Below are 18,621 nucleotides of genomic sequence, written 5' to 3'. Positions count from 1 at the left end.
CTGTTAAACTGATTCAGTTTTCTGTTCATATATGAATGTATTAATTATTTTGGCTGAAGTCAGCCTGATAATCTTTGTTTTTTTATTACTAAACTGGGTTTTCAGCAAATTATTCAAGCTATTTACTAAAACCTTTATACCTAAAAACGACAATAGAAGTATCAAAACCCTCCGCCGAAATATCACAGGGTTATTGTTATTTGCTTGCGTGGTGTCGTGCATTCTGATTGTGGGTGCTAATGGTTATCTAGTTTATCGGGGCGAAAACCTTCAGCAATACACACTCTTGTTGATTGAGCGTATCCCATCAGGATTTTGGGTGACACTAGGAATTGGCATAGCTCAGAGTATTGGCACTTTGATTTTAGCGGCGATCGCGCTGAAATTTCTCAAATATTGGCTGAAGGTAGCCAGCACTCGCGCCAAGAACTTAGAAAAAAATACTGCTGACGATGAAAGTATTGATGCTTTCTTTAACGCTTTGTATGACAGAATCAGTGGTGGAATTTGGCTATGGGCTACTATCTTGTGTGCCCAGTTTCTCAAATTACCAACTACGGTTTCGGAATATTTGTACATCGCCCTGCGAATTTATCTAATCATTGCCGTTGGCTTGCTTATACTCAAAGCAGCCGCTGCGATCGTTGATAGTCTAGATGCTCTCAGCATCAGATACTCCAATCCTGATAACCTGCTCAGATTCTACGATCGCCTCCGACACTTAATACCCTTTTTAAAGCGCTGCTTGGAATTTGTGATTTATGTCTGCATGGCAACATTGGTGATTCAACAGGTGCAGTTAATTGCCAATGTCGCAACTTTTGGCCCGCGAATTATCAAGATAATCGGTATCATCTTCATTAGTCGCGTGTTGTTTGAGGTAGTTTACTTACTGATTGAAGAGGTGCTGTTCAAAGAGCAGAATCTAACTGATATTCAAAGAAGTAGACGCCTGACGCTCGTTCCTCTATTTCGTAGTTTCTTACAATACTTAATTTACTTCGGTGCTACAGTTTTCATTCTCTATGCCCTGAGTATCGATCCAACTCCCATACTTGCGGGTGCTGGTATTGTCGGCATCGCTGTGGGGTTAGGGGCACAAACATTAATTAACGATATTGTTTGCGGCTTCTTTATTTTGTTTGAAAACTACTACTTAGTAGGTGACTATATTGAAGCCGGAAAAGCCGAAGAGAAAGTTGTCGAAGGTATTGTCGAGGCGATTGAACTCAGAACCACTCGTGTCAGACATCCTAACGGTCAATTGCAGATTATTCGCAATGGCGATATTGGCTCAATTACTAATTACTCCAAACAGTATATCTTTGCAGTAGTAGAAGTTGGCGTGCCTTATAATTCCAACTTAGCGCACGTGTACAAAGTCATTGAGGAGGTGGGACAGCAGTTAAAAGCAGAAGATCCAGATGTACTAGAAAGCACACAGGTGGATGGAGTCGAAAGTTTGGGAGAGTCTAACTTGTTGCTACGAACATTGACGAAAGTAAAGCCAGGAAAACATCTTCAGATTCAGCGCGTTCTTCGGAAGATTTTTACGAATGCACTGCAACAGGAAGGAATTATAATTCCCGTGCGCGCTGAAAGTGCCGAAGGTTAAGTTGAACAGATTCTTGTCAGCAGAATAGGTGATTTCCTACGCTTTGGTTATTTCTTTTAATTAATTTAGCTCAATGCCTTTAAGCAATATCAATGCTATCTTAAATGCTTTGGCAGTTTGTGTATTTGCCAAAGATGTTATGAACAAAATATGGTTGTAATTTGCTAAAATTAGCTTCTTCATTTATTGATTAGGCAAAAAAGTTTTGTTAGCTGTAACGCGGCGTTTAACCCGTTCTCAGTTCTGAGTAAAGATGTTAGATTCCCAACTTCTTTACTCAGCACTACTACCCCAGTCTCTAGTCTCTAGTCGCCATCAGTCTAACCAATTAATTTCTGCCAACTAGCAGGGCCGATAATTCCATCAGCATCTAAACCATTTTGCTTTTGAAAGTTTTTAACTACAACCTCTGTTTGCGGCCCGTAGACACCATCATTCTCAACACCTAAACGGTATTGCAAGTATTTGACAACTGCATTACCAGCATGATTTGGTCTAAGTATTCGTTTTGCCAAAATTTGATTTATGGCACTCCATGTAGCTTCATTAGCAATTCCAGTTGACTGAACCCCAACAATAGTCTGAAATTTTTCTACAGCAGATTTGGTGTTAGCCCCTGTGAAGCCATCTTCCACTAATGTTTTACCATTTTTATCAGTTATTTTTAGTCGATTTAAGGCTTTTTGCAGTCTGAGAATCGTGGTATCTACATTATCTTCTTCATCTGGTACAGGGTTAACAGGAACACTTGGCACTTTACCAGTTAAGCCTTTGACAATTGCATTAGCCATTGCTTCAGGATTAAAAAGATTTATATCTTTTTGCGAATCGAGGAAGCAACATTCTATCAAGATAGCAGGCATATCTGTATTTTTCAGAACAAACAAGTGGGAACCACTCTTAACGCCACGATTAAAAAATCCTAACTTGATGATTTCATCTAATACAGGTTTAGCAATTTTTCTACCTGTATCGCTAGTTGCAAATACTTCTGTGCCGTTAGCTTGCCCGTTAAAAGAGTTAAAATGAATCGAGACGTAAATATCTACTTTACTCGCATTAGCTGTAGAACATCTTTTTGAGAGTGATTCACGTACTGTACTAGCACTACTTGGTTTACATACTACGACTTCATTTCCTAAAGCTCTTAATTTGGTTATAACTCTATTACCGACATCTAAAGTTAAATTATCCTCGATTTTAATTCCTCTAGCTCCTGTATCTGGTGGACAATTGTGCCCGCTATCGATTCCGAATTTCATTATTTCATCCTCAAGTTAATTGTTTTTACACTAATTCAAAACTCTTCTAATTATATAGACAAAGTTTTGTTAATAACTTTGTGAAAATACTTGTTAGCAATGGCTGCATTATTCTCAGCATGACTATGCTATTAAACCAAATAAGTTTTTGTGCGAACCTGAGCAGTAACTTTGATTTGGTAAAATCCATTAATTACAAGCTATATTGTAACCAAAAACACAACTATTATAAATTATCAATATCGAGAATAACCAGTAAAATTTTGCAATAAATTGAAATCTAGTAATTGCCTCCATTATTTAGATAATAACGCTTTGTAAAACTGGAAAGCCATGACAAAAGTACTTAGTTAAGATGCCCAAATCCCGAAACCGAACGCACCCCCTGATGTGAACCTGGGTTTATAAGGCCGTAAACCCTTGACAGACTCTACCCTTGGCTTCTTGTTAACCCTGAGCAGCTTAACACATAATGCTTTACAGTATTAATGAATACGCGTTCGCCCCTGGTGTTGGCGGAGCCATCGCTTCTAGACACACCTGTACGAGATTTATCAAATAAACTGCTCAAGAAACGAGGCTCAATATGGGATCTTTAAATTTTGTGAAGCTACTGGAGAATTCCATCAATGAACCCGGCTTAGGGTGGACTCTTTGTTTCATAGGGGAAGATCAATCTAGCAAACTTGCAGAACTCACGCAAGAATTGAGAGGGGAATTTTCTGCAACAGGCGATGGAAAAGAGATTTTATCTGGTTTTTCCTATTGGGGAATCGGCCCAACCATCGCCTGGGATCGTGCTTGCAACGATCGCTTCTATCTTGTAATGAAAGAAAGTATAGAATCTTTTAGATATCGATGGCATCAAATTCATTTTAATAATATCAAAGATCGGCAATATCATTATGTAAGTTTAGGTGTCGGCACCGGTGAGAAAGACCAACACATTTTAAGTTTATTGATTAACGTAAATCCCGATTTACTCTACTTTCCAGTTGATATGAGTTCGGAAATGTTAAGACTAGGTGTGCAACAAGCAACGAGAGGATCGCAATTGCAAGGTAGCCATGTATTGCCAATTCAAGTTGACTTCTCAATTGAGAGAAATGTTAACGAGTTACGAAAACTACTAGATAGAGTTATCAATAACAGTCCTGTGCTATTTTCGCTCCTGGGGAACACATTAGCTAACTTTCAGCAAGACACAGAACTTTTGCAAACTATTTCTAAACTAATGCGACCTGAAGATAGACTACTCCTAGAAGTAGCTACCACCGAAGAATTAAGCGACGAAGCGGCACAAAATGCAGCCAAAGAATACGCAAAAACTAAATCGTTTAAAGAGTTTGTCACCAGCGCGTTGCTGCAAAATACTGATTTACATCTCGACTTAAATAGTGTGTTTTTTGAAGGTACTGTAGAAGCTGATAGAGGAATATTAATAAAAATCCTGTATCGCAATCTAACTAAAAACAAAATTGAAGTAATGTTACCCGATCGGTCAGTAATGAATTTTGAAGACCAAGATACGATTCGTTTATATCTGAGTCGGAAATATGCTTCTAATGGTATCCAGAAAACTATATCAGACTGCAACCTGGTGCTTGTTGATAGGCTACACACAGTATTGGAACCGCGTTTAAAAAATGGATTTGGCATGGATTTAATCTTAATTGCCCCTGACTCTTCAGGAATTAACAATAATCCTTCTGTAGCAAATGATATATGGTCTAAAAGGTAAGATGTGATATGAGTATGAAAAACCTAGTGAGTTTTATCACGTTTTTCCCTCTACTTTTGGGATTTATTTTAGCTGCCGTCTGGTGGACTAAAGATGAAAAAAATTTAGAACCAATACTAACAGGTCTGGGATTATTAGCCACAATTACCGGGATTTTTGGCGAACGATGGGCATCAGCTAACGAAAAGAGGATAGAATTTCTGCGTGCCTTACTGAATGAGTGCAGATCGAATGACGTAATTTTATCTGACGAACGATTTAATCCAAACTCACATAGACCAGGACGACCGATAGTTTTTCCGCGATTAATTATATCAGTGACGGAAACAGCGATCGCATCTAATGTGTTTGCAGAACGTCAAGATAGAGAGTTATTTTCGCTTATACATCAATGGCGACATACTGCCAATGAGTTTAACCGGAGATTAGATATTACCGAGTTGCGTACATTCACAAACTTGTCAGCACAAGAAATTCGTTTGCTATACGAAGCGCTACAGCAGTCAAAAGAATTCAATGATGCACTGAATTTGACTCAACATATTACAACTTTTTTGCAATCAAAATATCCTAAAGGCAGTAGTGATAGTGAAGTCCTCATACCTTCAAGGAACTACTGACCAAAATCTGTGGGTAGATATTTAATAATCAGCCTGGAAGCACGTTTAAAATTTAAGTAAAGAAATATTTCGTAGCTTACAGGCATGAAACGCATCGTCTTGGTTGCTGGGTTTGAATCATTCAACGCTGACTTGTACAGAAAAGCAGCCTTTTTGGCTAACTCTCGCTGTCCTGAGTTGGATATTCGGGTATTTAGCGATCGCGATCTTACAACCAAACGCGCCGAGGTAGAAACAGCACTCGATGGCGCTGATGTGTTTTTCGGTAGCCTACTATTTGATTATGACCAAGTTGTGTGGTTGCGCGATCGCATTGCCCAAATTCCCATCCGCCTAGTTTTCGAGTCAGCCTTGGAATTGATAAGTTTAACCAAGCTGGGTGATTTTGCCATTGGCGACAAACCCAAAGGAATGCCCAAACCAGTTAAATTCATCCTCGACAAATTTAGCAACGGACGAGAAGAAGACAAACTCGCTGGTTACATCAGCTTCTTAAAAATTGGCCCCAAACTACTGAAATACGTGCCAGTGCAAAAATTCCAAGACTTACGCAACTGGTTAATTATCTACGGTTACTGGAATGCAGGCGGCCCAGAAAATGTCGCTTCATTATTCTGGACACTGGCAGAAAAATACTTAGATTTAAAAATCGGCGACATTCCCCCGCTAATTGAAACCCCCAACATCGGATTACTCCACCCCGATTATCAAGGGTTTTTTGAATCGCCCCGCGAATATTTAGAATGGTATCTTGTGGGGCAGGCGTCTCGCCTGCCATTCCCGAAGGGCGGGCAAGATGCCCACCCCACAAAACCAGTTGTCGGAATTCTCCTCTACCGAAAACACGTCATCACCAAACAACCCTACATTCCCCAACTGATTCGCAGTTTTGAATCAGCCGGTTTAACTCCTTTGCCCATCTTCATCAACGGCGTAGAAGGACATGTGGCGGTACGAGATTTAATGACAACCGACTATGAAATTCAGCAACGACAACTAGGTAATATAGAAACTCCCTCACTATCAAGTGAAGCAGTAAAAGTGGATGCGATCGTTTCCACAATTGGCTTTCCTCTCGTGGGTGGCCCGGCTGGTTCAATGGAAGCTGGCCGTCAAATAGAAGTAGCAAAACGCATCCTCACTGCCAAGAATGTACCTTATATTGTTGCTGCACCACTATTAATTCAAGATATTTCCTCGTGGACGCGTCAAGGTATCGGCGGATTGCAAAGTGTCGTATTGTACGCATTACCAGAATTAGATGGCGCTATTGATACCGTTCCCCTTGGTGGTTTGGTGGGTGAAAATATTTATCTGGTTCCCGAACGGGTGGAGCGATTAATTGGTAGGGTAAAAACTTGGGTGGCTTTGCGGCAAAAACCTGCATCGGAACGCAAAATTGCCATTATATTATATGGATTTCCTCCAGGTTATGGTGCTGTGGGTACAGCTGCATTATTAAATGTGCCGCGTAGTTTGCTGAAGTTTCTCCACGCACTCAAAGAACAAGGTTATACCGTCGGAGATTTACCGGAAGATGGCGAAGAATTGATTCGCTGGGTAAAAGAAGCAGATGAAGCTAATCCCCTTGTGGGGTGGGCATCTTGCCCGCCCCTAGAGAAAGATGCCCATCTCACAAGTAGTGTCAATGTTCGCACTCTAGAAAAATGGTTGGGATATCTGCAAACTTCCCGCATCGAAAAACAATGGAAATCTCTCACGGGAACTGGTATTAAAACTTATGGTGAAAAATTCCAAATTGGCGGTGTGCAATTAGGCAATGTGTGGATAGGTGTACAACCACCTTTGGGAATACAAGGTGACCCGATGCGCTTAATGTTTGAACGGGATTTAACGCCTCATCCCCAATATGCTGCTTATTATAAATGGTTGCAAAATGAGTTTCAAGCTAATGCTTTAGTTCACTTTGGAATGCATGGGACGGTGGAATGGTTGCCTGGTTCTCCGTTAGGTAATACTGGTTATTCTTGGTCGGATATTCTGTTAGGAAATTTGCCTAATCTATATATATATGCGGCGAATAATCCGTCTGAATCGATGTTGGCAAAACGTCGCGGTTATGGTGTATTGATTTCTCATAATGTACCGCCTTATGGACGTGCAGGTTTGTATAAGGAATTGGTAGCATTGCGCGATTTGATTGCAGAGTATCGGGAAGATCCGCAAAAGAATTATGTTTTGAAGGAAGGGATTTGTAAAAAAATTGTGGACTCTGGATTGGATGCTGATTGTCCGTTTGCGGATGCGAAAAAGTTGGGACTTGCGTTTACTCCTGAAAATGTGCGGATGTTTAGCAATCATGCTTTTGATGATTATTTGGTGGAGTTGTATGAATATTTGCAGGTTTTAGAAAATCGATTGTTTTCTTCGGGGTTGCATACTTTGGGGGAAGCACCGAATGAAGAGGAATTGGCTTCTTATTTGGAGGCATATTTTGGGGAAGAGGAAGGAAAAAATGAAGAAAGAGAAGAAGAGGAAAAACTAATAAAAGATTTGTTGATGCAATCTACGGATGAGTTGACGAATTTGTTAAGGGGGTTGAATGGGGAGTATATTCCGCCTGCGCCTGGTGGGGATTTATTACGGGATGGGGCTGGTGTGTTACCGACTGGGAGAAATATTCATGCTTTAGATCCTTATCGGATGCCTTCGCCTGCGGCTTATGAACGGGGACGAGAAATTGCTCAAAAAATTATCGCCCAGCATTTGGATGAACATGGGAAATATCCAGAAACGGTAGCGGTGATGTTATGGGGATTGGATGCGATTAAAACTAAGGGTGAATCTTTAGGGATTTTGCTGGAATTGGTGGGGGCTGAACCTGTTAAGGAAGGAACTGGTAGAGTTGTTCGTTATGAATTAAAGCCGTTGGCGGAGGTTGGACATCCCCGCATTGATGTGTTGGGTAATTTGTCTGGAATTTTCCGAGATAGTTTTGTAAATATCATCGAATTGCTGGATGATTTATTTCAACGGGCGGCTGATGCTGATGAAGCGGACGATCGCAATTTTATCAGGAAACACGCTTTAGCTTTAAAAGCCCAAGGTGTGGAAAATGCCTCGGCGAGATTGTTTTCTAATCCGGCGGGTGATTTTGGTTCTTTGGTGAACGATAGAGTAGTGGATGGTAACTGGGAATCTGGCGAGGAATTAGGCAATACTTGGCAAAGTCGCAATGTGTTTAGCTATGGGAGAGAAGATAAAGGTCAAGCTAGACCAGAAGTTTTGAATACGTTGTTAAAAACTAGCGATCGCATTGTCCAAGAAATCGATTCGGTAGAATATGGTTTAACTGATATTCAAGAATATTACGCCAATACTGGCGGTTTGAAAAAGGCAGCAGAAAAACAAGGCGGTAAGAAGGTGACAACCAGCTTTGTAGAAAGTTTCTCGAAGGATACCACACCGCGCAAGTTAGATGATTTGCTCAGAATGGAGTATCGCACTAAGTTGGTAAATCCCAAATGGGCGCAAGCGATGGTGAATCAAGGTTCTGGTGGTGCTTTTGAAATTTCCCAACGGATGACGGCGTTGATTGGTTGGGGTGGTACTGCTGATTTTAGCGATGATTGGGTTTATGACCAAGCCGCAGATACTTATGCGTTAGATGCAGAGATGGCGGATAAATTACGTAAGGCAAATCCTGAAGCTTTTCGCAATATTTTAGGGAGAATGTTAGAGGCGCATGGGCGGGGTTTCTGGGAAGCTGATGATGATAAGTTAGATAAGTTGCGCCAATTGTATGAGTTAACGGATGAAGAGTTGGAAGGTGTGACAGTTTAGAAGGTAGATGCGTTAAAAGTTCAAATAAAAATTATTGTAGAGACGGCGATTTATCGCGTCTTCACTTAACCGAACCGTATTGAAAGCGATGTCTACGACGGGCTACGCCTACGCTATTACGCTTGAAGCTGTAAAAATTTAAACCTTTGCAGCTAAGATTACTTCATGTATAAGAAAGGCTTGAGTTTTTCTGGCAAATGTATAAGCCCTTGCTGGAAAGGCTTAATACTTTGCAACAAATATTCTTCCATGTATAAGAAAGGCTTAAGTTTTTCTGGCAAATATATAAGTCCTTCCTGCAATTGTTTAATGCTGTGCAACAAATGTTCTTCCATGTATAAGAAAGGCTTAAATCATTGCAGCAATTGTTGTAACAAAATTATGACTCTATTTAATACCGAAAATAGAATATAGTCTAAGTGAAATTAACTAAATTTTGAGAAATATAATTGCAACTGATTTGCTATATTTTCCCATGACAATCATAAATATTTTGGTATAAAACAGTACTAATAACCTAGTAGCAGAGATGCATTATGGCACGTCGTAAAAGAAATTCCACCGCTTTAGAACGAGCCGATCGCCGGATTGAAAGTTTACAATCTATTAATGTAAAACTTGACTTTGGTGAAGGATTGACTATACAAGCTTACACCACGACAATTAACGATCTCCGGTCTAAGCTTGCTGCTTACAACACTGCATTATCTACCATTGACAAACTTACAGATGACGTGAATAACGCCGAAAAGGCTGTAATAGCGATGTCAGAAAAAATGTTATTAGGAGTTGGCAGCCGTTACGGTAAAACCAGCCGAGAATACGAGATGGCGGGTGGTGCTAGACGAGGTAATACCAAGAAGAAGCAAAGCGTAGTAGGCAATTCCAAACCCACCAATTCTTTAGCAGCCGATTCTGTTCAGCTTTCTTCTGCAAATGGATCTATGAATGGGGTGTCGGGTGCGATCGTCAGTTGAGTAAAATCCAATAGGGTTTAGTGTCAACTTAAGCTCAAACACTCAATTTACCCTGGTTTGAGATCCCCCAACCCCCTTAAAAAGGGGACACTAGTTCCCCCTTTTTAAGGCTAGGGTGTGTATACGCAAGTCAAATTACCCCCCTTAATCCCCCCGATGCATTGGGGGAGACTGGAAATTTAGTTCCCTCCCCTTTGCAAGGGGAGGGTTAGGGTGGGGTAAAACTGACGCGAAAAACCAAGTGAGTAAACTATTTCAGACTTGTGTATTTCTGCAACTGCTGCACAAACGCATTATGTTCCGGTGACTTCAACCCCGCTTGCACCACCTCCAACACTTGCACCATCTGATTGTTTAACAGCGCCTCCACCGCTAACCACAAACCCGGAAACACCCCAGAGCGAATAATTCCATCTGCACCGGGAGATAGAGCGGCAAGTTAATCAACAATTATAAAGAGACGCGGCAAACCCACCTACAGCCTTGTTGACTGCGTATTTTTTGGTAACAACAAGTTTTGGGCATCGACTCAGTAATCAAAGACCTAACCCCCCAGCCCCCTTCCCTACTAGGGAAGGGGGAGCCAAACTCCCCTCTTTGTCTCAAAGAGGGGTTGGGGGAGAGGTTCTTTCTCAATAGTGAATTTCTTCACTGCCCTACTGCATTACCTCTTGAGAAATTTTAATTTCCTCCGTTATCATTAGAGTTAGTACGCATTACGGAGTGCAAATCAAAATATTGAGTCATTAACTTAAGACAACAATAAATTAAAAGTTAAACTTGATTATTGTCTTTACAAGCATAATAGGATTTTGGTTATTAAAGCTAAACAAACTAACCTCACTAAAAGTTTTACCTAACTGACAGTAAAGCTGATTTCCTCACTCAAAAGTTAGATTTAAATTCAGCTTCACTAACCTTTGTGCTATGCACAGTCAGTAATGAGGACATTTGGCAATAAAATAACTAGGTACTCCAAGCTAATCAGATTATGAAAATTTTTTGCGATCGGCAGTACCAGAAAAGCTAAAAGCACTAATGAGAGTTACAATCACAATTCTGTGCTTTGAGAAAGTCTTTTTTAAACACGAAAAACTAGTAAATTCTTTAAATAAAAGGCTATGGCAACCGAACAGTTAACTAGAGACAGCGACAATCTAGATTTAAATCAGCTACTAAGAACGCTGAATGCTGTTAAACAGGGTGACTTCTCTGCTCGGATGCCCATAGGCCATACTGGTGTGGCGGGGAAAATAGCTGATACGCTCAATGATATTATTGACCAGAATGAGCGGATGGCGGCCGAACTACAACGGATTGGTAACGTTGTTGGCAAAGAAGGAAAAATTGCTGAACGCGCCTCTCTCGGAGATGTTCGTGGTTCTTGGTCAGATTGCGTGACTTCTGTCAATACTCTGATTACAGATTTAGTTCAACCAACAGCTGAAACTACGCGGGTAATTCGCTCAGTTGCTAATGGTGACTTATCGCAAACGATCGCTACAGAAATTGAAGGCAGACCTCTGCAAGGTGAGTTTCTCCAAACTGCGAATATCGTCAACACGATGGTAGATCGTCTCGGTTCTTTTGCCTCGGAAGTAACGCGGGTGGCGCGGGAAGTCGGAACCGAAGGAAAATTAGGTGTTCAAGCCGAAGTGCAAGGTGTAGCTGGCACTTGGAAAGATTTGACTGATAACGTTAACTTGATGGCGGGTAATCTCACCGGACAAGTTCGCAACATTGCCGAGGTTGCCACTGCGATCGCCAATGGTGACTTATCCAAGAAAATCACTGTCAATGTTAAAGGCGAAATTCTGGAACTCAAAAACACCGTCAACACGATGGTGGATCAGCTTAATTCTTTTGCATCGGAAGTAACGCGGGTGGCGCGTGAGGTGGGAACTGAAGGGAAGTTGGGCGTACAAGCCGAGGTTAAAGGTGTAGCAGGAACTTGGAAAGATTTAACCGACAACGTTAACTTGATGGCAGGAAATTTAACTGCTCAAGTCCGTAACATTGCAGAAGTTACCACGGCGGTAGCAAATGGCGATTTATCCAAGAAAATTACTGTTGATGTCAAAGGCGAAATTTTAGAGTTGAAAAACACCGTCAACATCATGGTGGATCAACTGAATTCCTTTGCATCGGAAGTTACTAGAGTTGCGCGTGAGGTGGGTGCAGAAGGAAAATTAGGCGGTCAAGCAGAAGTGCGCGGCGTAGCGGGTACGTGGAAAGACCTTACCGATAGCGTGAATTTCATGGCGGGAAGCTTGACGGCACAGGTGCGGAATATTGCGGAAGTCACAACGGCGGTAGCAAATGGCGACTTATCCAAGAAAATCACCGTCGATGTCAAAGGTGAAATTCTGGAGTTGAAAAATACCATCAATACAATGGTGGATCAACTGAATTCCTTTGCATCAGAAGTAACGCGGGTGGCGCGTGAGGTGGGAACTGAAGGGAAGTTAGGCGTACAAGCAGAAGTGCGGGGAGTTGCGGGGACTTGGAAAGATTTAACCGACAACGTTAACTTAATGGCGGGTAATCTCACCGGACAGGTGCGAAATATTGCCGAAGTTGCCACTGCGATCGCCAATGGCGATTTATCTAAGAAAATCACCGTCGATGTTAAAGGTGAAATTCTGGAACTCAAAAACACCATCAATATCATGGTAGATCAACTCAGTTCCTTTGCAAGTGAAGTAACACGGGTTGCGCGTGAGGTGGGAAGTGAAGGTAAATTGGGCGTGCAAGCCGATGTGCGCGGTGTCGCGGGCACTTGGAAAGATTTAACCGACAGCGTAAACTTCATGGCGGGAAGTTTAACGGCACAGGTGCGAAATATTGCCGAAGTAACTACGGCGGTTGCAACAGGCGATTTATCCAAGAAAATCACTGTGGATGTCAAAGGCGAAATTCTAGAACTCAAAAACACCATCAACACAATGGTGGATCAACTCAATTCCTTTGCATCAGAAGTAACGAGAGTTGCGCGTGAGGTGGGAAGCGAAGGGAAGTTGGGCGTGCAAGCAGAAGTACGCGGCGTAGCTGGCACTTGGAAAGATTTAACCGACAGCGTGAATTTCATGGCGGGAAGCTTAACGGCACAGGTGCGGAACATCGCCGAAGTAACTACGGCGGTTGCAACAGGCGACTTATCCAAGAAAATTACTGTTGATGTCAAAGGTGAAATTCTGGAGTTGAAAAATACCATTAACACAATGGTGGATCAACTCAGTTCCTTTGCATCAGAAGTAACAAGGGTAGCGCGTGAGGTGGGAACTGAAGGGAAATTGGGCGTACAAGCGGAAGTAAAAGACGTTGCCGGAACTTGGAAAGATTTGACTGACAGCGTAAACTTCATGGCGGGAAGCTTGACGGCACAAGTGCGGAACATTGCCGAAGTGACAACTGCGATCGCCAATGGTGACTTATCGAAGAAAATTACTGTTGCCGTCAAAGGCGAAATTCTCGAACTCAAGAATACCATCAATATAATGGTGGATCAACTCAACTCCTTTGCCAGTGAAGTAACGCGGGTGGCGCGGGAAGTGGGAAGCGAAGGTAAACTAGGCGTACAAGCAGATGTGCGCGGCGTAGCTGGAACTTGGAAAGATTTAACTGACAGCGTAAACTTCATGGCGGGAAGTTTAACGGCACAGGTGCGAAACATTGCCGCCGTTACCACAGCTGTAGCTAATGGCGATTTATCTAAGAAAATCTCCGTTGATGTCAAAGGTGAAATTTTAGAGTTGAAAAATACCGTTAACACAATGGTTGATCAACTTAATTCTTTTGCAAGTGAAGTAACGCGGGTTGCCCGTGAGGTGGGAACTGAAGGTAAATTAGGTGTACAAGCAGAAGTTAAAGGTGTAGCCGGAACTTGGAAAGATTTAACCGATAGCGTAAACTTCATGGCAGGAAGTTTGACGGCACAGGTGCGGAACATTGCCGAAGTTACCACGGCGGTAGCAAACGGCGACTTATCCAAGAAAATCACCGTTGATGTTAAAGGTGAAATTCAAGAGCTTAAAAACACCATCAACACAATGGTGGATCAGCTAAATTCTTTTGCATCAGAAGTTACCAGGGTTGCCCGTGAGGTAGGAACCGAAGGTAAATTAGGCGTACAAGCTTACGTTAGAGGAGTTGCAGGTACTTGGAAAGATTTAACAGACAATGTGAACTCGATGGCGGGGAACCTCACCGGACAAGTTCGCAACATCGCGGAAGTTACCAAGGCGGTAGCTAATGGCGACTTATCGAAGAAAATTACCGTCGATGCCAAAGGTGAAATTTTAGACTTGAAGAACACCACCAACACAATGGTGGATCAACTTAGTTCCTTTGCCAGTGAAGTAACGCGGGTAGCGCGGGAAGTGGGAACTGAAGGGAAGTTGGGCGGACAAGCGCAAGTCCAAGGTGTTGCAGGGACTTGGAAAGATTTAACAGATAACGTTAACTCGATGGCGGGGAACCTGACGGCACAAGTGCGCGGTATCGCCAGAGTTGTAACCGCAGTTGCTAACGGTGACTTAAAACGGAAACTAATGTTAGATGCCAAAGGAGAAATTGAAACCTTGGCAGAGACAATCAATGAGATGATTGATACCCTAGCAACATTTGCCAATCAGGTAACTACAGTAGCGCGGGAAGTGGGAATCGAAGGGAAGTTAGGCGGACAAGCGAGAGTACCTGGCGCGGCTGGAACTTGGAAAGATTTAACTGATAATGTGAACGAACTTGCTGCTACACTGACAACTCAGTTGCGAGCGATCGCCGAAGTTGCTACAGCTGTAACTAAAGGCGATTTAACTCGTTCAATTGCCGTCGAAGCATTAGGGGAAGTAGCAATACTCAAAGACAACATCAACCAGATGATTGCCAATCTGCGCGAGACAACGCAGAAAAACACCGAACAAGATTGGTTGAAAACTAACTTAGCCAAATTTACCCGAATGCTGCAAGGGCAGCGCGACTTGGAAACCGTATCGAAACTAATTCTCTCAGAACTCGCGCCCTTGGTAGGAGCGCAACACGGCGTATTCTTTTTGATGGAGTCTGCTGAACATACACCCTATTTGAAACTAATTAGTAGCTACGCTTACCGCGAACGCAGACATCTAGCTAACCGCTTCCACTTGGGTGAAGGTTTGGTGGGGCAATGCGCTTTAGAAAAAGAGCGAATACTGCTAACGGATGTACCCAGCGATTATGTCAGAATTGCCTCTGGTTTAGGAGAAGCCACGCCCCTGAATGCCGTGGTGTTACCTGTACTTTTTGAAGGACAAGTGACAGCAGTCATCGAATTAGCATCCTTCCGCCGCTTTAGCGAAATTCATCTGACATTCTTCGACCAGCTTACCGAAAGTATAGCGATCGTCCTCAACACGATCGCCGCATCGATGCGAACTGAAGAATTACTCAAGCAATCGCAATCTTTGGCTGAAGAACTCCAAACCCAGCAAAGCGAACTCAGGGAAACTAACAAGCGCTTAGAACAACAAGCACAATCACTCAAAACTTCAGAAGATTTACTCAGAGGACAGCAGGAGGAATTACAACAAACTAACGCCGAATTAGAAGAAAAGGCAGAGTTGTTGGCGATGCAGAAGAAAGAAGTCGAGCGCAAAAATCGAGAAATCGAACAAGCAAGAATGTCTTTAGAAGACAAGGCTGAACAACTCGCCCTTTCTTCAAAATACAAATCAGAATTTCTCGCCAATATGTCCCACGAACTGCGGACACCGTTGAACAGCTTGTTGATTTTGGCGAAATTGTTGTCAGATAACATCGATCGCAACCTTACCGCCAAACAAGTCGAATACAGCCAAACAATTTACTCAGCCGGTACCGATTTGCTGGCATTAATCAATGACATTCTGGATCTCGCCAAAATTGAATCTGGAACTATGTCGATTGACATAACTCAAATGCCATTGACAGAATTGGGCGATCAGATTGAGCGCACCTTCCGACAAATTGCTCAGAGCAAAGGACTTGGTTTCGCAATTGAATTGGCTCCCGAATTGCCCACGACCATCTATACAGATGTCAAACGCTTACAACAGGTCTTAAAAAATCTCCTCTCCAATGCTTTTAAATTTACAGAAAAAGGAGAAGTACGCTTACAGATTGCGGTGGCGAAACAGGGATGGAGCAAAGACCAAGAAAGTTTGAATCGCGCCCAAAATGTCATCGCCTTCTCAGTCAGCGATACAGGCATTGGCATTGCTCCCGACAAGCAAAAAGTTATTTTCGAGGCATTTCAGCAAGCCGATGGCTCTACCAGTCGGAGATACGGCGGTACCGGATTGGGCTTATCAATTAGCCGTGAAATCGCCCGTCTCTTTGGCGGCGAAATTAAACTAATCAGTCAACCCGGCCAAGGCAGCACCTTTACATTCTACTTCCCCCAATTGAGTCCAGAGTTCCGAGTTCCGAGTCCTGAGCCAACATCAACTCAATCCAGCACAGACGCGATTAATCGCGTCTCTACCCACTCCTCACTCCTCACTACTTCGGCTCCTTTCGACTTCGCTCAAGGCAAGTCGCTCAGTACAAGTCCTCACTTACCACTGATTAATGACGATCGCAGTACTATCGGCGTAGGCGATCGCGTGTTACTAATTGTTGAAGATGACATTAATTTTGCGCGTATCCTGCTAGAGATGGCGCAACAGCAAGGATTCAAGGCGATCGCTGCCCAAACAGGCACTACAGGTTTGATGCTAGCGCAGCAATTCTTACCTTCAGCCATTTTGCTAGATATCAGGTTGCCAGAAATGGATGGTTGGACTGTATTAGATCGTCTCAAGCATGACCCAAATACCCGCCACATTCCTGTACATATCATGACCGTTGAGGAAGGAAGACAACGCGGTTTGCAATTAGGTGCGATCGCATATCTGCAAAAGCCTTTAACCAGCGAGACAATATCCGAGGCGTTGACCAAAATTAAAGGTTTTGTGGAGCGCCAAGTGAAAAATTTGCTAGTAGTCGAAGACGACGACACTCAACGGCTGAGTATTGTTGAGTTGATTGGTAACAGCGATGTTTCGACCACAGCAGTGGGCACTGGTGCAGCAGCTTTAGAAGCTATTCGCGCCCAGCATTTTGATTGCCTGGTTCTCGATTTAGGGCTACCCGATATGACTGGGTTTGAACTGATCGAGCAGATAAAGCTTCTACCTCACGGTAAAACTTTACCAATTATTGTCTACACAGGTAGAGAAATTAGCAAAGCTCAAGAAACGGAACTCAGACGAATTGCCGAAACAATCATCATTAAAGATGTGCGATCGCCCGAACGTCTCCTCGATGAAACAGCATTATTTTTACATCGAGTCCAAGCAAATTTACCAGCACCCAAACGAGAAATACTCGAACAACTGCATTCTATAGACTACTTACTCGCTGGCAAAAAAGCGCTAATTGTAGACGACGATATGCGGAATATCTTTGCGCTGACAAGTATGCTGGAGCGTTATCAAATCCAGGTTTTATATGCTGAAAACGGCAGAGAGGGGATTACTCTGTTGGAAACTACACCAGATATTGATGTTGTTTTGATGGACGTAATGATGCCAGAAATGGACGGTTACGAAACAACACGCTTAATCCGCCAAAACGAGCAATTTAAATCTTTGCCGATTATTGCACTGACCGCTAAAGCCATGCAAGGCGATCGCGAGAAGTGTATTGAAGCGGGCGCATCAGATTACATCACCAAACCCGTAGATACTGAACAATTGCTGTCGCTATTGCGTGTTTGGCTATATCGTTAACGGAATAACTAAGCTACAATTCAAGCAGAGTAAGCATTTCCCGCTCAGAGACTCCCCATGTTTGATAACCTGCAAACCCAAATTTACCAACTAGAACAATTTGCCAACAGCCTTGTTTCTAACCAACTGACACACCTTAGCGGGGTAAGCGTTGGCATCATCTTTGTTGCTGGCTTGCTTACCAGTCTTACACCCTGTATGCTTTCGATGCTGCCAATTACCATTGGTTACATTGGTGGTTATGAAGCCAAAAGCCGCTTGCAAGCTGCTGCCCAATCAACTTGGTTTGCTTTAGGTTTAGCAACTACACTAGCAGGGCTAGGTATTATAGCAGGTTTAGTTGGAAAAGTCTACGGTCAAGTGGGAATTGGTTTGCCGATTATCGTCAGCATTATCGCCATTCTCATGGGGCTGAACTTATTAGAAGCACTGCCTCTACAATTTCCATCCTTGAATGAAACCAATTGGATTTCGCCAGATTTGCCAGCAGGATTGCGTTCTTATTTGCTGGGGCTGACTTTCGGTTTAGTCGCATCTCCTTGTAGCACACCTGTTTTAGCGAGCTTGTTAAGTTGGATTGCTAGTACACAAGACTTAATTTTAGGCGCTGTTTTGCTACTTTCTTATACAGCCGGTTATGTAGCACCGTTGATTTTGGCGGGTACTTTTACAGCTTCAATTAAAAAATTACTAGAACTGCGTCGCTGGTCTGGTTGGATTAACCCAGTTAGTGGGGCATTATTGGTAGGATTCGGTGTATTTTCCTTAATTTCTCGGATTCCTCTTGGCAGTTTTTAATCTCAATACGTTGTATT

Annotated in this window: 9 protein-coding genes; 7 read left to right on the top strand and 2 right to left on the bottom strand. The window is 42.7% G+C overall.

Translation table 11 applies throughout. From position 1 onward, the window contains the following. The first annotated feature begins 31 nt into the window (after positions 1-31). Complete coding sequence (locus RMX89_RS28020; RefSeq protein WP_322691226.1) at positions 32-1,615, top strand: mechanosensitive ion channel family protein; 1,584 nt, start codon at positions 32-34, stop codon at positions 1,613-1,615. Positions 1,616-1,935: 320 nt separating this feature from the next. Here the strand turns inward: RMX89_RS28020 and RMX89_RS28015 are convergent, their stop codons facing one another. Beyond that, complete coding sequence (locus RMX89_RS28015) at positions 1,936-2,877, bottom strand: N-acetylmuramoyl-L-alanine amidase (protein ID WP_322683090.1); 942 nt, start codon at positions 2,875-2,877, stop codon at positions 1,936-1,938. 586 nt (positions 2,878-3,463) lie between these two features. On the opposite strand from RMX89_RS28015, the gene RMX89_RS28010 reads away from it, so the two are divergent. The 3 genes from RMX89_RS28010 to bchH all read left to right on the top strand — a co-directional run bounded on the left by RMX89_RS28010 (position 3,464) and on the right by bchH (position 9,042). Then, the gene (locus RMX89_RS28010; RefSeq protein WP_322691225.1) at positions 3,464-4,618 is read left to right on the top strand and encodes an L-histidine N(alpha)-methyltransferase; all 1,155 of its coding nucleotides are present in this window, start codon (positions 3,464-3,466) and stop codon (positions 4,616-4,618) included. Positions 4,619-4,626: 8 nt separating this feature from the next. Next, on the top strand, positions 4,627-5,238 hold the full coding sequence (locus tag RMX89_RS28005; RefSeq protein WP_322675507.1) for a hypothetical protein: 612 nt from the start codon (positions 4,627-4,629) through the stop codon (positions 5,236-5,238). A gap of 84 nt (positions 5,239-5,322) precedes the next feature. Continuing rightward, a complete protein-coding gene (gene bchH / locus RMX89_RS28000) occupies positions 5,323-9,042 on the top strand; it encodes a magnesium chelatase subunit H (protein ID WP_322691224.1) in 3,720 nt (1,239 codons plus the stop codon). A gap of 158 nt (positions 9,043-9,200) precedes the next feature. On the opposite strand, the gene RMX89_RS27995 is transcribed toward bchH, so the two are convergent. Then, a complete protein-coding gene (locus tag RMX89_RS27995) occupies positions 9,201-9,377 on the bottom strand; it encodes a hypothetical protein (protein WP_322691223.1) in 177 nt (58 codons plus the stop codon). 201 nt (positions 9,378-9,578) lie between these two features. Between RMX89_RS27995 and RMX89_RS27990 the strand changes: the two genes are divergently transcribed. The 3 genes from RMX89_RS27990 (at position 9,579) to RMX89_RS27980 (ending at position 18,604) form a co-directional block, all read left to right on the top strand. After that, a complete protein-coding gene (locus tag RMX89_RS27990) occupies positions 9,579-10,019 on the top strand; it encodes a hypothetical protein (protein WP_322691222.1) in 441 nt (146 codons plus the stop codon). A 1,121-nt stretch (positions 10,020-11,140) separates the two neighbouring features. Beyond that, a complete protein-coding gene (locus RMX89_RS27985) occupies positions 11,141-17,806 on the top strand; it encodes a HAMP domain-containing protein (protein WP_322691221.1) in 6,666 nt (2,221 codons plus the stop codon). Positions 17,807-17,863: 57 nt separating this feature from the next. Further along, positions 17,864-18,604, top strand: coding sequence for a cytochrome c biogenesis protein CcdA (locus RMX89_RS27980; protein ID WP_322674274.1), 741 nt, complete (start codon positions 17,864-17,866; stop codon positions 18,602-18,604). Positions 18,605-18,621 lie beyond the last annotated feature (17 nt).

Source organism: Nostoc sp. DedSLP04 (assembly GCF_034530775.1).
Classification (GTDB): Bacteria; Cyanobacteriota; Cyanobacteriia; order Cyanobacteriales; family Nostocaceae; genus Nostoc.
The sequence above is the reverse complement of the archived record's forward strand: the minus strand, read 5'-3'. Positions and strand labels throughout refer to the sequence as shown.